Annotated in this window: 7 protein-coding genes; 2 read left to right on the forward strand and 5 right to left on the reverse strand. The window is 64.3% G+C overall.

From position 1 onward, the window contains the following. Positions 1-63: 63 nt before the first annotated feature. Positions 64-2,076 carry a glycogen debranching protein GlgX gene (gene glgX / locus HV796_RS28935; protein WP_246356103.1) on the forward strand — a complete coding sequence of 671 codons (2,013 nt, stop codon included), beginning with the start codon at positions 64-66 and terminating at the stop codon, positions 2,074-2,076. Positions 2,077-2,094: 18 nt separating this feature from the next. On the opposite strand, the gene HV796_RS28940 is transcribed toward glgX, so the two are convergent. Both HV796_RS28940 and HV796_RS28945 read right to left on the reverse strand, forming a co-directional pair. Next, positions 2,095-7,590: a trifunctional serine/threonine-protein kinase/ATP-binding protein/sensor histidine kinase gene (locus HV796_RS28940; protein ID WP_246356098.1), complete on the reverse strand. Its 5,496-nt coding sequence runs from the start codon at positions 7,588-7,590 to the stop codon at positions 2,095-2,097. 154 nt (positions 7,591-7,744) lie between these two features. Beyond that, positions 7,745-8,638, reverse strand: a complete 894-nt coding sequence (locus HV796_RS28945) for a LysR family transcriptional regulator (protein WP_246356099.1) — start codon at positions 8,636-8,638, stop codon at positions 7,745-7,747. Positions 8,639-8,806: 168 nt separating this feature from the next. Between HV796_RS28945 and HV796_RS28950 the strand changes: the two genes are divergently transcribed. Further along, positions 8,807-9,688: an aldo/keto reductase family oxidoreductase gene (locus tag HV796_RS28950; RefSeq protein ID WP_175230308.1), complete on the forward strand. Its 882-nt coding sequence runs from the start codon at positions 8,807-8,809 to the stop codon at positions 9,686-9,688. A gap of 15 nt (positions 9,689-9,703) precedes the next feature. On the opposite strand, the gene HV796_RS28955 is transcribed toward HV796_RS28950, so the two are convergent. The 3 genes from HV796_RS28955 to HV796_RS28965 form a co-directional block, all read right to left on the reverse strand. Further along, the gene (locus tag HV796_RS28955; RefSeq protein ID WP_175230311.1) at positions 9,704-10,753 is read right to left on the reverse strand and encodes an NAD(P)/FAD-dependent oxidoreductase; all 1,050 of its coding nucleotides are present in this window, start codon (positions 10,751-10,753) and stop codon (positions 9,704-9,706) included. Continuing rightward, the gene (locus tag HV796_RS28960) at positions 10,750-13,197 is read right to left on the reverse strand and encodes a hypothetical protein (protein WP_175230314.1); all 2,448 of its coding nucleotides are present in this window, start codon (positions 13,195-13,197) and stop codon (positions 10,750-10,752) included. Before HV796_RS28960 ends, HV796_RS28955 begins: the two co-directional genes overlap by 4 nt. Positions 13,198-13,355: 158 nt before the next feature. Continuing rightward, on the reverse strand, positions 13,356-15,638 hold the full coding sequence (locus tag HV796_RS28965; protein ID WP_246356100.1) for a TonB-dependent receptor: 2,283 nt from the start codon (positions 15,636-15,638) through the stop codon (positions 13,356-13,358). Positions 15,639-15,815 lie beyond the last annotated feature (177 nt).

Genomic DNA, 15,815 nt, shown 5'->3' on the forward strand with positions numbered 1-15,815 from the left:
ACCCCATCGGCCAGCCGGTATGCGGTTCGCGCCGGGTCGCGATTTCCGCCGGGCGCGACGGTAGTGCCCGAAGGGGTCAATTTCAGTGTCTTCTGCCGGCACGCGACGCGTGCCGAGCTGCTTTTGTATGCGGCGCCCGATAGCGCTGAACCGTTTCAGGTCATCACGCTCGCGCCCGAGGTCAATCGCACCTTTTTCTACTGGCATGTACTTGTCGAAAATCTGCCGCCGCATACGTGCTACACATGGCGGGTAGACGGACCGCGCGACACACAACGCACCGGCCGTGCGTTCGATCCCGCTCACGAACTGCTCGACCCGTACACGCGCGCGGTCGCGAACGACCTGTGGGTCCGGCGCCCCGTCGAGGGTCGCGCACGCACCGAACACGCGACGAACCGTGGGATCGTCGCCGCATCGCTACCCGTATCCGCGATGCGGCCCTGGCGCGACCTGAATGATGCGGTGATCTACGAACTGCACGTTGGCGGTTTTACGCGCGATCCATCGAGCGAGGTCCAACACGCAGGAACCTTCGCCGGTCTGATCGAAAAAATTCCGTATTTGAAGGATCTCGGCGTCACGCATGTGGAGCTTCTGCCCGTGATGGCCTTCGACGAGCAGGACATCCCGTCGGCGGCAGCCGCGCGCGGACTGGTGAACTTCTGGGGCTATAGCACGCACAGCTACTACAGCCCGCATCCCCGCTACTGCAGCGACCCCGCTCGTGCGCCGCAGGAATTCCGCGCGCTGACCGATGCATTGCACGCCGCTGGCATCGCCGTGCTGCTCGACGTCGTGTTCAACCACACGGCGGAAGCAGGTGCAGCGGGGCCGGTCATCAACTTCAAGGGCCTCGCAAACGACATCTTCTATCAACTCGACGCAGACGACCGGCGCCGCTATCTCGACTACACCGGCTGTGGCAATACGGTCAATTGCAACCATCCGCTGGTCTGCGCATTTATCATCCGCTGCCTCGAATACTGGGTGCAGGAACTGGGCGTCGATGGCTTCCGCTTCGATCTCGCAAGCGTGTTCGCGCGTGGACAGCATGGCGAACTGATGTCTGATCCGCCGCTTCCGTGGGCGCTCGAAGCGTCACACGTGCTGTCGCACGTGCCGCTGATTGCGGAAGCATGGGACGCCACGGGCCTCTACCAGGTCGGCGCGTTCCCCGGCATGGCGTGGGCCGAATGGAACGGCCGCTACCGCGATGTAATCCGCCGTTTCGTGCGTGGCGACCCGGGCCTCGTCGGGGAGGTGGCCACCTGCATTGCCGGCAGTTCGGATCTCTACGCGGATGACGGCAGGCTGCCGACCAACAGCATCAACTTCGTCACGTGCCACGATGGCTTCACGCTGCACGATCTTGTCAGCTACAACGTGAAGCATAACGACGCGAACGGTGACGAGAATCGCGACGGCAACGACCATAACCTGTCATGGAATTGCGGCGTGGAGGGAGAAACGCGTGACGCTGCGATTCTGAGCCTGCGCCGCCGTCAGGTGCGCAACCTGATGGCGATCCTGCTGCTGAGCCAGGGCGTGCCGATGATTCTTGCGGGCGACGAGCGGCTACGTACCCAGCGCGGCAACAACAACGGCTATTGCCAGGACAACGCGCTTTCGTGGCTGGACTGGACGACGTCGGAAGCAAGCGAGGGCATGACGCGGTTCGTGCGTGAGCTGATCGCGCTGCGCCGCCGTCATGCGAGCCTGCACCAGCCGCGCTTTCTCACTGGAAAACCCGCTGCGGCGCAAACGCAGCCTGATGTGGCGTGGCACAGCGAACGCCTGAACGAACCGGCCTGGCAGGACCCCGTCGCGCGGCTGCTGGCCTTCACGCTCGCCGGTATGGCGTCCGATGAACCGTCATTGCACGTGGTGCTCAACATGCACGAGTCGCCGCGCGACATTGCATTGCCCGTGCTTGACGGCCAGCGCTGGCGGCGCATCGTCGATACCGCGCTCGATAGTCCGCGTGACATCGCGCCGGCTGCGGAGTCGATCGCGATCGAGCACGACCGCTGTCGCGTGGAGGCACGCAGCGTCGTGGTGCTGGAAGAAGGCTGACGCACGCACGAAGGGTCGCTACGCCACCGCCCCATCCACCGGCAACGTAAACCGGAACACCGCGCCACGCGGTTCATTCGCGCCAGCCCACAGGCGCCCGCCGTGCGCCTCGACAATCGACCGGCAAATCGCAAGCCCCATTCCCATCCCGCTCGCCTTGGTCGAGTAGAACGTTTCAAACAGCACGTCCACATGCTCGGGATCCAACCCCTGCCCTGAATCCCGCACCTCGACGAGCACACCGTCCAGATCGTCCGCTCGCCAGGTACTGATCGACAGGCGCCGCACGCCGCCGGCCACGCCGCTCATTGCCTCGATCGCATTCACGATCAGATTCAACAGCACCTGCTGCAACTGCACGCGGTCGCCATGAATCAGCGGCAGACCGGCTGCGAGTTCGGTCCACACCAGCACGTCGTTCTTCGCGATCTCGCCGCGCACGAGTTCGAGCACTTCCCGAATCGCATCATTGATATTCAAACGATCCTTCACCGGCGGCGCTTTCTTGATCAGCGCGCGGATACGGCCGATTACATCAGCCGCCCGATGCCCTTCCTTGACGATGCGCTCCGTCGCTTCGCGCACTTCCTTCAGATCGGGCGGTTGACGGTTCAGCCAGCGCAGCGCGGCCTCCGCATTCGACACGGTCGCGGCAATCGGCTGGTTGACTTCATGCGCGATCGACGCCGTGAGCTGTCCCATCGTCGCGACGCGGTTCACGTGCGCGAGTTCCATCTGCATCACGCGCAATGCCTCTTCGGCCCGCTTGCTTTCAGTCAGATCGAGCACGAACGACACGCCCTGATTGCGCGCTTCGTCAAAGGACGTCGAGCCGACCAGCACCGGTACGCGTGTGCCGTCCTTGCGGAAGTACTCTTTCTCGTAAGGCTGCACGTTGCCGGTCAGCTTCAGTTCCGGCGTCCACTTGCTGTCGTGGTGCACGCGCCATTCCGGCGGCGTCAGATCGGTCCAGCGCAAGCGGCCCGCGGCCAGGTCTTCGCGGTCGTATCCGACAATCTGCAGGAACGCGTCGTTGGCCGCGTGTATCGGCCCTTCGAGATCCCAGAACGAAATGCCGATGATGTTCGCATCGACGATGCGCCGGATCCTCGCTTCGCGTTCCGCGAGATCGCGATACAGACGCGTATTCTCGAGCGCGATGGCCGCCTGCGACGCAATCAGATGCAGCACCGTGATGCGCGTCGGCGTGAACGCGCGCGCCGTGAGGTTATTCTCGAGATAGAGCACGCCGACTGTCTTGCTCTGATTGGCGAGCGGCACGCACAGCACCGAGCGCACGGCACGTTGGCGGATATACGGGTCGGCGGCATACACGGAATCGGCGAGCGCATCGTCGAGAATCAACGCTTCCTGCGTGCGCAGCACCTTCTGGACGATCGCTTCGGATAACACATCGGCATGCAATGGCTCATCGAGCCGCCGCACGGTAATTGTCTCGCCGACGGTGACGGCTTCCGCCGCAATCCGCTGTTCATTGCTCTGGGAAAGAATCAACAGGCCGCGCACGGCCCCGGCATGCTCGATCGCGGTTCGCATCAGCGTGTCGATCAGCTTGTCCAAGACGATTTCGCCCGACACCGCTTGCGATACCCGCAGCACGGTTGCGAGATCGAGGTGTTCGACGGGTGCGCGGATCGTGCTGGTCGGCCCCGGCGCGGACGCTTCCGACGCCAGTTGCGCATAGCGCTGATCGAGTTGCCGCACCTTGCTGTCCGCGCCCCAGCTCAGGTAACAGCGCCGCGCGTTGCGCAGAAATGCCTCGGTCATCGTCGGCAAGCCGCGCGTGGTGCAAAAGCGCGCCGCGCGTTCGTTCGCTAACGCCTCGTTATGGATAAAGCCGCCTTCGCGCGCGAGCCGGATCGCCTCTTCGTACAGGCGCAACGCTTCCATATCGCGCCGGTCGACCCGCGCAATTTCGGCGCCGACCAACGCGACGCGGTCGGCAAAATTCACCGGGCAATTCGACGCCCACACGGCAAGCTGCTCGTGATGTTCGTCGAGCGCTTGCCGATACCGACTGCGCTCGACCGACGTCACCGAATCGCAATGCGCAGCACGTGCAAGCGCCGCGTAGAAATGGAATTCGGCGCATTCGAACTGCGTCGGCGTGGTCCACAGCAACGGCACCGCTTTTGCCACCGCCGCAATGGCGCCCGCTTCATCGCCGAAATGGATACTCGCTTGCAGCTTTCGAATCCAGTAGTACGACGCCGCGACCGCCAGCTGCGGCGTGTCCTCAAGCCGCTGTTCGAAACTGCGCGCATCGAACGCGGCGTTGAAGTCCGCTGCCTCCGACGCGGCCGGGCCGCGCAAGGTCCGCGTCAGCAGCAATTGCCCGGTCAGGATGTCGTTCATCAAGCCAAAACGGACCTTACGTGCGAATTCGAGCCCGTGCAGGGCTTCTCGCTCGATGTCGGCAAGCGCATCGCCGGCGGCGATCCGGTTCGTGGTCACGTCGCCGCATGCATAACAGGCGTACGACAGATCGCCCGCCTCGAGCGCGGCTTCGAACGCACGCCGCAAAAACGTGCGGGACACCTGCAAAGGCTCCATCCAGTGCGAAATGTGCACGGCGAACACGAGGTACACGCGAGCCCTGAAGCGATCGAGCCCGCGCTTTTCCACCAGTTCGAGTCCGAGGCGGCCATAGCGGAAGCCAGCCGCATATTCGCCGAGGTACGAGCCGAGCACGCCGCCAAGCCATGTGTACGCGAGCGACGAACCGTCGCTATTGCCGTGCTCGAGACTCAACGAGGCCATCTCGCTGACGACGAGCCGGAACAGATTCGGATCGCTGAACAAGGCCGGCGACGTCAGCACGGTCAGCACGTCCATCGTCGCGCGACGCTCCGGGTCTTTCATCAGCGGCAGGTCGAGCAGCGCGTCGCTCGAGCTCGCGCGCAGCCGTCGCCACAGGCGTTGATAGGTATCGAGCACGACATCCGCAGCAGGATGCGGCGACCACTCGCCGCCCGTCTTGCGTAGATACTCGAGGCCTACTTCGACCGCGCTGTCGCTCTGGTCAAGCGTCGTGAAGAGATTGATGCGAATGCACGTCACCGCGGCGAGGTCGATCAGCGTCTGCGCGGCGGTAGAGAGCATCGCGAGATGGGCGCTCGCGGCGGCCATTTCACCGATCAGGTATTCGCACTCAGCGGCATTCAATTCAAGGTCGAACTTCAGCCGATAGCCCTGTTCCCACTCGTTTTGCGCAAGCAGGGCGCGGCCGGCGCGGCAATACCGGAGCGCCGCGTCATAAGCGCTCGCCGCTTTTGCTCGCTGGCCCGCCATCAGGTTCAGCCGCGCGACCTGCTCGCGCTCGGGCTGCGTGCCGATCAGCGCGGCGCCGAGGTCGAACTGGTTCACGATATCGAAGATGTTGTCCCCGAGTTCGTCGGTTGGCGTCGCGGCCGCAAGCGCGCGGCCGATCCGCAGATGCGCGCCGGCGCGCGCGCCCTCGGGAATCAGCGCGTAGGCCGCCTCGTGGATCCGGTCGTGAAGAAACGTGTAGGTCCCGTTTGCGCGCACCACGAGGCCGGAGCGCACCGCGTCCCACAATGCTGCGTGCGTCGTCTCCTCGGCCGCGCCGTAGACCACCGCGAGCGTCTCGGCCCGCGCGATGTTGCCGAGGCACGCGAGCCGCCCAAGCGCCTGCTGCGTGTCGCGCGGCAGGCGGCCGAGCTTGGCCGCCATCAGGTCCGCGACGTTATCGGTGAAGCCCACCATGCGGATGCGCGGCAAATCCCAGGCCCATGCCACCGCATCCGTATCGAACGCCAGCAGCGCCTGGTCGGCGAGCGCCAGCAGGAACTGGATCGTGAAGAACGGGTTGCCGCCGGTCTTCTCGAACACCAGTTCGGCTAGTGGCCGCACGCGCGCCGCGTCGAGATGGAGCGCGTCGGCGAGCAGCCGGCCGACGTCGTCGAGACCCAGCGGCGCCAGCACGATCTCGTCCACTCGGCCGCCCACGCCACGCAATCGCGCGAGCGTGCGCGCAAGCGGATGGGCAGGGCCAACCTCGTTGTCGCGGTACGCGCCGACCAGCAACAGGTGGCGCACGTCCGGATGCGCGATCAGATGTTCGATCAGATCGAGGGTTGCCGAGTCGAGCCATTGAAGATCGTCGAGAAACAGCGTCAGCGGATGTTCCGGCCGCGCGAATACGCTGAGAAAGCGGCGGAACACCATCTGAAAGCGCGCCTGCTGGTCCTGCAGCGGCACGTCGGGCGGAGGCGGCGGCTCGCCGATGATCAACGCGAGCTGTGGCACGAGGTTGACCATCAACTGGCCGTTCGGCCCCAGTGCCTCCTGCAGCGCGGCGCGCCAGCGGCCCAGTTCTTCGTCGCTCTTGCCAAGAATCTCCGAAACGAGGCACTGGAACGCCTGCGCGACCGTCGCATACGGCACGTTTCGCTTGTACTGGTCGAACTTGCCCCACGCGAAAAGGCCGCGCGGCGGCACCAGCACCTTGTGCAACTCGTTGACCACCGACGACTTGCCGACCCCTGAATAGCCTGACACGAGCACCAGCCGCGGCGTCCTGTCGTGGACGACACGCTCGAACGCGTCGAGCAAGGTTGCGATCTCGTGCTCTCTACCGTAGAGCTTTTCGGGAATCAGCAGACGGTCCGGAATATCGTGCTCGCCGAGCGCAAATGGATCGATGCGGCGCTGTGACCGCCAGCCGGCGAGCGCGCGGCGCAAATCGTACTGCAGGCCAGCGGCCGTCTGATAGCGCTCTTCGACCGTCTTCGCCAGCAGCTTCATCACGATGCGCGAGACCTGCGACGGTACGCGCTCGATCCGTTCATCGGGCGGGACGGGCTTGCGCGCAATATGGCAATGCACCCACTCCATCGGCTCCGATGCGGTAAACGGCAGCGCGCCCGTCAGCATCTGATAGAACGTGACGCCAAGCGAGTACAGGTCGCTGCGTGCATCGATCGAGCGGTTCATCCGGCCGGTCTGCTCGGGCGCCATGTAGGCCAGCGTGCCGGCGATGGTCTCGGGCGAAGCGGGCGCCTGGCGCTCGCGGGGCAGCAAGGTCGCAAGCCCGAAGCCGGTGAGCCGTACCGAGCCCGCGGCTTCATCGACGAGGATATGCGCCGGCTTCAGGTCCTTATGCACGAGACCGCTTTGATGGAGCTCGCCCACCGCCGCGGTCATGCGGATTGCCAGTGACAGAAAGCGCGCGGTATCGAAAGGCGCCCCCAGCAGGCGCCCGAGCGGCTCGCCGCCCGGGTCCTCGCAGACCATCACGGTCTGGTCGCCCTGCCGCACGAGCTCGAGCGGACGCACTGCCCATGCGCTGTGCAGCTGGTCTTTCAAACCGTATTCGTGTGACACGCGATCGAGGCTGGCGGCTGTCGGCGGCTCGCCCGTGGGCCGCACGGTAAGCACCGAGGTTTGCGTACCGTCGGGATTGGTACGCGTCATCCGGCAAAAAGCACGGTCGCCGTCGTTCGCAAGGACTTCGAAGCTGCTGTCCACCACTGCAACGACCCCATAAAGTCAGGTTCGACTGCTGGTCTCCGCTATCGAGAGGGTTGCCGCGCCGCCGAAGGAACCTGTACGACCGCATGGCGGGTCACAGCGCGGGAACCTAGTCTGCCACAGAAGACGGGCCGATGAAGTGGGGCGGTTCCGTCTATTGCATGTCATCTGCCTTCAGAAAGTCGACGAACGCGCGCAACGGTGCAGGCAGATGACGGCGTCCCGGATAGTAGAGAAACGGCCCGGAAAACGGCTGCCACCAAGGTTCGAGAATCGGCTCGAGCGCGCCGCTATCCAGATGCGGGCGCAGCAGATCTTCATAGAGGTGAATCACGCCAAGACCGGCCAGCGCAGCACTGATGGCCAGTTCGACCGCGACGCCGGGCCGCACGACCAGCGGCCCCGGCGGATCGACGCGGAGCACCTCGCCGTCCCGCTCGAAGTCCCAGGTCGGCATCGCGCCGCCGGCGAACTGCCCGCGCAAACAGGCATGCATAAGCAGTTCGCCTGGGTGGGTGGGCCGGCCGTGCGCATCGAGATAGACAGGCGTCGCAGCGGTCGCGAAGCGTTGTACGCGCGGCCCGATCGGAATCGCGATCATGTCCTGCTCGAGCCGTTCGTCATAGCGAATGCCCGCATCGCAGCCGATCGACAGCACGTCGACGAAACTGTCCTCGACCACGACCTCGACGCGGATACCGGGGTAGGTCTTCAGAAATCGCGTGACGATATTCGGCAACACGATGCGCGCGACGCCCGACGGCACATTCAGCCGCAGCGTGCCGGTCGGTTTGTCGCGGAACACGTTCAGCACGTCGAGCGCCGCTTCCATTTCGCTGAAGAGCGGCGTCAGCTTTTCGATCAGCCGCTCACCTGCTTCGGTCGGCGCGACGCTGCGCGTCGTGCGGTTCAGCAGCCGCAGGCCGAGCTTCGCCTCGAGGCGGCGCACCGCCGTGCTGAGGCTCGACGCGGACACGCCGTTAATGCGCGCGGCGTCGCGAAACCCACCGGCGCGCGCGACCGACACAAACGCGGCGAGGTCATTCATCTCAGTGGCCATTGTTCACCTTTTTGCACAGCCCGTGCGAGCTGGATGGGATTATCTAACAACGCGATCGCTCCCATACTGGCGACCAAGGTTAGCCCCCGTCATCGGCCGGCGTTAACCCGCGACGTCAACCACCGACGTCAACCACTAGCCAAGGAGACCACCGTCATGTCGAACCTCACCCCCAAGGACACGTTTTCGCTTGCCGGACGTCCGGTGCGCCGCATCGGCTACGGCGCGATGCAGCTGGCCGGTCCCAACGTGTTCGGGCCACCTGAAGATCGCGGCGCCGCCGTCGCGGTGCTGCGCGAAGCGGTGGCCGCCGGCGTCAATCACATCGATACGAGCGACTTCTACGGGCCGCACATCACCAACCTGCTGATTCGGGAAGCGCTTCACCCCTACCCGGACGACCTGACAATCGTCACGAAAGTCGGCGCGCGCCGCGACCATGCTGGCGCATGGCTGCCCGCGCTTGAGCCGGAAGACCTGCGGCAGCAGGTTCACGATAACCTGCGCAATCTGCGGGTCGACGCGCTCGACGTCGTCAACGTGCGGATCATCGGCAATTTGCATTCGCCCGCGGAAGGCTCAATCGAGCCGCAGGTGACGGCGCTCGCTGAACTGCAGCGCGAAGGGCTCGTGCGCCACATCGGGCTGAGCAATGTGACGTCGGCGCAGGTGGCCGAAGCGCGCAGCATCGTGGAAATCGTCTGCGTGCAGAACCTGTATAACGTGGTTCATCGTGAAGACGATGCGCTGGTCGACGAGCTCGCGGTCAAAGGCATCGCATTTGTGCCGTTTTTCCCGCTCGGCGGGTTCACGCCGATCCAGTCGTCGGTGCTGACCAAGGTCGCGCAGACCGTGGATGCGACGCCACGGCAAGTCGCCCTCGCCTGGCTGCTCTATCGGGCGCCGAATATTCTGCTGATTCCGGGTACGTCGTCGGTTGCGCATTTGCGCGAAAACATCCGGGCGGCGCAGGTCGAATTGCCGTCTGAGGCACTCGCCGAGCTGGATGCGATAGGGGTGACGCAAGCGAAAGCGTGAGCGGCACCGAGCGGGTCAACCTGCGATGCCAGCCTCATTCGCCGAGGCTGGCGTGCGCCGGATCAGTTCATCGCTTTTGCGGCGAAATTCCTGCGCGACGAATGCGTCATAGCCGGCCGCTTCCAGGGCCCGCAAATGCGGCGCCTGCTCGACGGCGATGATCGAGCGCACCGCCGCCAGCGCCGACGACAGCGCGAATGCCACCCCTTGCCCGCTGCGCGGATCGAGCACTGCGGCGGCATCGCCCACGATCCGGTACGCCGCGCCGGCGGCCGGACGCACAAGGCGCCAGCTCACGTCGAAACCGCGCGCGGCGACCGCATCGCCTGCTGCAGCCGTGAAGGGGTAGGTCGCCGGCGGCGGCGCGTTCGCATCGCCGGCGTCACCCGCCCAGGTCCATGCCAGCGAGCCGTTGTCCAGTGGCGCCTGCCATAGCCAGCCGTCCCTGGAAGTGTGAAACGTCGGCATCGTCGAGGCCGTTTCCCGCAGCGCTTCAGGATCGGGGGCGCGCTGCAGCTGCGTCACGCCGCGCCACGCAAGCATTCGCGCACCGCGTGTGACGGTGGTAAGACCGAGTAGCCGCTGCAGCACACCACTGCGTCCCGACGCATCGACCAGCCAGCGCGCACGATGACGCACCGTCGAGGTCTGCACCGTGACGTCTTTCGTTGTGCACGCTGCTTGGGTTACGCGGTCCCGGCGCAGCGTCAGGCCCTGTTCCAGAGCGTGGTTCAGCAGAACCCGGTCGAATAGCCCGCATTCCACGTGCCAGCCCTGGTCGGACGACATACCGCTTGCGCCGTAAAACCGTCGCGCCACACCATCGGACACCATGCCGTCGAAACGCCCGGCAATCGCGGCGTCGAACCGATGAGCGGCAAGACCCGCCGCTTCAAGCAGGACCGGCACCAACGGAGGGACGCTCTCGATCGCGCCTCGATGGTTCGCTGGCATCGGCGGCGCGAGCATCGTGCATCGCAAACCCGCGCGAGCGAGCGTCAGCCCGGCGATACAACCTGCGGGGCCGTCGCCGACGACCAGCACATCACACGTTGCGTCGTTCATCGTATTTCTCGCTCCTGCCAGTCGCCGTATGCGCCGATCGTTTCGTCGTACGATGCATAGCGGACTACGCACGGCACCAGATCGTCGGGGCGCTCGAATTGGCATTCGGCCTTGATCCGCTTGCTGACGGGCCGCCACAATCGCCAGTAGCCCGGCGCGGCGGCACTCGATACCGTGCTTGAGACGACCGGCTGCACGTGGTCGTTATCCGGCACGCACAGCTGGAACGTATAGTGCGTCGCGCGTGGCTCGGCATTCCAGACGGCGGTCGCACTGACAATCCAGTACTGCGTGAGCGCGGGCATCTCCGAGCCGGCCTTCGGTATTGCTTCGATACACGCGCGCAGCGCCTCCATCCGGCGAATCAGTTCTTCGCTCGACAGATCGAATACACGCGACGCGAACGTAAGCTGCGTCGCGTTGTACACATAGTCCGAGCGCCGGATATCCGCCGAGTTGACGCCCGCGACGCCCTCGCGCATCTGGAAGAACGGACCGAACTCGCCATCCCAGCCCGGCTGCGCATCCGGTGCGCCGTAGGGGCTGTCCGGATGAAAGCCGAGTTCATCGTCGAGCATCGGGATCGCGCTCGGAATGCCGGGCCGCTCGAACGTGCGCGCGGCATCCGGCGCGGCAGCCGGCCAGTAGGCGTTTGCCGACGCACAGAACTTCACGTCCTCAGGGAACGGCGAACCGAGGCCATGTGTCGTGTAGTAATACGTGCCGTCCTGTTCGTCGTATGAGACATCCCACCCTGGCGCGAATTCGTTGGACGCGCTGTCGGCAAGAAATCCGCCCGCGCGCCGGCGGAAAGCGGTGCCTTTCGGCGGCAATCGCCCGTCCGCAGCCGATGGCACCGCACGCGACACCAGTGCCGCTACCGTGTTGTCCGTGCTGGCAAATAGCGGCTCGCCGCTCCAGGGGTCGTTCAGCAGCAGGTTCGGCACAAATCGCCCGGCGGATAGCGGCGTCGGGCCGCCTTCCTTGAATTGATGCAACGCTGCCCTCGACGGAAGAGTCTGGCTCCATGCCTGAAGATCTTCCTCATCGGCGCGCGGGAAGAAGTCGGGCGCCGTGACGAGTACGAAAGCCGCCGATGTGGGAACACCGTCGACCACTGCCCACACAGCGCCATCCATGACACCATCGTCAAACATCGCCGCTTCGAAGCCGCCGGCGTCGAGCAGCGCTTCATACTCGCCGGCCGGCAACGTATTGCCGAGTACCGTGATACGGCCGTCGGGCTCGACGCGGTGCCGGATATTCACGTACTCCGGCGCGACGCGCGGCCGCACTTTGGGCAGCGGATAAAGCGCGCCGGGGAATACGTGCTCGAGCTGCGCAAATGCGGTTTCGAGCACAAGACGCGTCTTGCCGGACGGCACCTGCATGGACGTGTAATGCCGGTTAAAGCTCAGATTGCCCGCATCGATGCCATGTCCCCGCAATAGCGACGGCGGCCCGTCGCGCGGCGGAACCGTGAACCGCGCGATCTGCTCCTCCTGCATGGCGACCGACACCAGTTGCGCACGCGGCCGTGGCCCGACCACGCACGCGCCCTCGAACGCATTGAGTTCGATATACGCATCGCCGCCGCTCGCGCCGACCGGCACTTCGACGCGCGCTTCGTTGACGAACGGCGCGCGCGTCACATCCAGCGTGCCGGGCACGCTTGTGCCGCTGACGTCGATCACGCGCTTAAGCTTGTCGCCGAGAAAGTAGCCGCGAAAGCGGATCGAGCGGATCGCGGAAGCGAAGCCCGGGATGCGCGCGCCTTCAAACAGCTTGCGCACCGGCAACACGAAATTGCGCTGCGCGTCGCCGTCCACGTTATCGAGGATCGACACGTTACCGGCCGCGCCGTCGACGATGCGGCACAGAAACAGGCCGACGCGTGCACGCGTGACGCGAAAGCCGTCGCCGGCCCACGATTCCCAGCTTTGCTCCGTGGCGCTGAAACGGGCTTCGCGCGTGCCCACGCGGGTAATCGCCACGCGCGAATAAACCATGTCGGCATGAAGGCGATGCGGGGTCGCGGCGCGATGACGATACGCGTATGCGAGCACCATCGGCACGAGTGAGCCATCAGGCACGGGCACGGGCTCGTGCTCACCCAACACGTACAGATAATTTTCGACGAGGTCGAGTTCTTCGAGCGACGGGCGCTCCAGACCGTGAGTCGGATGAGCACCGGCCCATACGTGATAAACGATGCTTTTCGCCGGGTCGTTTGCGCAAAGCGCCGCATGCGCATCGGACGCGAGATCGCTGACGAGCGGGTCGTCGCGGTTAAACGGCGCAAGCGGCTGGAGGAGCGAATCGCGCAGCGCTGCAACGGGCGCGTTAAAGTCCGGGGCGATTCCGAAGCGCGCGAACACCGGCGCCCAGCCGGCCGCAAACCGCTTTCGCAGAACATCGAGCGCTCGAGTTTCAATGTCAGTCATGTCGGAGGTCTCTGGTTACGGCTCGCGAAGCATCGCGATCACCGGCTTGTCACCAGAACACCGCCGACGTGTCGGCTATTCCGTACACCATTGAACGGCGCGAAAACAAGCGCATGGCAGGCGCCCGCAAGACCGCGAGTGCCTGCCAGCGTGCAGGCTCAGAAATTCGCGTGCACGTTCACGAATGCGCTCAATGATTCGCCGACGAACGCACCCGCGGCATTGGCGGCAACGTAGTAGCGGCGGTCAAAGAGGTTGTGGACATTCAGGTCGACGCCCCAACGCGGCGCCTCATAGCCGAACGCGGCATTCGCGATCACATACGACGGAATCGAGTTGACGTTGGTGATGTCGCTGTAAGTCTTCGCGACATAGTTCACGCCCGCGCCCACATGAAACCCCGGCACACCCGCAATCGAAAAGTCGTAAGTAGACCAGAGGTTGCCGATGTAAGCGGGCGCGCCTTGCGGACGATTGCCGACCGACGAGATCCCTTGCGGGTTGTCGGTGATGACCGGGTCTTGCGCGGTGAAGTTGGCGATCACATGCCAGTGGCTCGTGATCGCCGCATCGATCGACGCCTCGGCGCCGCGCGTTTTCTGGCTGTCGAATACGACCGACTCGACACCGTTGACGGTCTGCAGCGCCGCGACGTTATCGCGCTTCACGTCAAACAGCGCGGTGTTCAGGATCAGCCTTTCATTGAGCAGCGAAAACTTGACCCCAACCTCGTACTGCAGTGCGGATTCCGGTGCGCCAATGCCGTTCTGCGTATTCTCCGAATTGAAGTTCGCGAAGTGGCTCTTCGAAATGCCGAAGTATGGCGACATCCACGGCAGCAGCTTGTACAGCGCACCGATATTCCAGCTGACCGGCGCATCGTTGCGCGAGTCCGTCACGCCGGCCAGCAGCGGCTGGCCATTCGTGCCGAAACGACCGGGCACCGAAATGTTCGGCGTCAGCGACGTATCCCACCAGTCCTGGCGGACACCGGCGCGTACCTTCAGCTTGTCGGTCACATCGATCTGATCGGTCGCGTACACGCTGTAGTAGTTTGCGACGAGGTGATCGTTGTCGCAGGAATGCTTCGCGTCGCACAGGAATGTCAGCTGATTGAGGCTGGTTTCCGGTGGAACCGGATTGAACGCGTCCGGAATGTTCGGCAGATCGGCGGTCGAGCGTTCCGTATCGATCAGTTGATGCTGGTACTCGAAGCCTGTCAGCAGTGTATGTCCGACACTGCCGGTCGCGAATTTCCACACCGGTTCGAGCTGATAGTCGAACGTGTTGTCACTGTCGTCCTGCTGCCGCAACTGCCGGCCGACCACTTCGCCATCGCTGATCTTGGTGCTGGTGCTATCGCCGTTGGTCAACGCGTCGAGTGACCGGTGCAGATACGAAAAGCGATTGTTGATCGTCAGGAAGTCGTTGACCTGCCACTTGTCGGACAGCGTCGGGCGCACGTAGGTTTGCCGCGCGGTCGCGAACGGCGTCGAGAACTTCGCGTCGCGCGAAACGCTCGAAAGCGGCGAACCATTGAAGTAGATGATCCCGTACGAGTCCGGCGTTTCGTGTATATCGCGCAGGTCCAGCGAGAACTCTAGCGTGTGCTTGCCGAGTTGCCACTGCAGATCCGGTCTGACTTCATAGTCGCGGCTCGCGAGGTCGCGAAAGCCGTCGGTGCGCGAGAAGGTCGCATCGACGCGGTAATTCAGGCCCGCAATACCGGTCGGCCCGGTAATGTAGTCGGTGTTGGTCACCGCACCGAACGACCCGGCCTGGATGCTGCCGCCATAATGTAAATCCGACGATGGCGTGTAGTGCACGATATTGAGCGTGCCACCCGGCGGCCCACTGCCAAACAGCGCCGACCCCGGACCTTCGACCACCTCGACACGCTCGACGCCGTTGAGCGAATGCGAAATGCCGCTGAGTTCATCGCCGTCGGAGAAACCGTCTTCGTAGACTTGCGCGTTCAGGCCACGAATCAGAAAGTGATCGTAATAGCCCTTCGAATCCTGACCGCCGTAGTTGACGCCACTCGCGTTTGTGATCGCGTCGCGCAACATCGTCCCGCCCTGTTCGTTCACCAGCTGGCGCGGAATCACCTGAACGCTGGCCGGTAGATCCTCGAGCTTCGTGCCCGTTTTGCTCGACGCCGCGCGTTGCTGCGGATCATTGACACGGTCGGTTTCGACGAGCGGTCCGTATCCGGTCGGCGCCGACCCCTGCACATGAATCGCAGGCAATGTGGCATCGGGCAACGTATCGCCGGATGAAGTCGCGGAGGGTGCGGTGGATGGCGATTGTTCCTGCGACTGGGCCCAGCCGGACTGCGCGAATACGATGCCCATGCACAGCGCGGCAAGCCGGACGTCGGCTCGATTGCGCGCACGCACACGAGAGGCGTACGCGGCCTCTCGAGCCTTTCTGATACTCATGAATCGATCCCCTTTCAAACGCACTTCAGTTGTGTGCCGCCTCGCTGTATGGCGCGCGGATGACGAATAACGACAACGTGGCGCGACGCGCGAACGGCATGCGGCAGCTACGCGCGGCAACGCGCGGAGCTGAAAAAGCACGAAAGTGGGGACTTCATCGAATACGAACGCTACTTC

Source organism: Paraburkholderia humisilvae, from assembly GCF_902859855.1.
Taxonomy (GTDB): Bacteria; Pseudomonadota; Gammaproteobacteria; order Burkholderiales; family Burkholderiaceae; genus Paraburkholderia; species Paraburkholderia humisilvae.

Excerpts from the sequence above, each read along its gene's own strand:
- HV796_RS28945 (WP_246356099.1), bottom strand. The coding sequence starts at position 8,638 with ATGAATGACCTCGCCGCGTTTGTGTCGGTCGCGCGCGCCGGTGGGTTT.
- HV796_RS28950 (WP_175230308.1), top strand. The coding sequence starts at position 8,807 with ATGTCGAACCTCACCCCCAAGGACACGTTTTCGCTTGCCGGACGTCCG.
- HV796_RS28960 (WP_175230314.1), bottom strand. The coding sequence starts at position 13,197 with ATGACTGACATTGAAACTCGAGCGCTCGATGTTCTGCGAAAGCGGTTT.
- HV796_RS28965 (WP_246356100.1), bottom strand. The coding sequence starts at position 15,638 with ATGAGTATCAGAAAGGCTCGAGAGGCCGCGTACGCCTCTCGTGTGCGT.
- HV796_RS28955 (WP_175230311.1), bottom strand. The coding sequence starts at position 10,753 with ATGAACGACGCAACGTGTGATGTGCTGGTCGTCGGCGACGGCCCCGCA.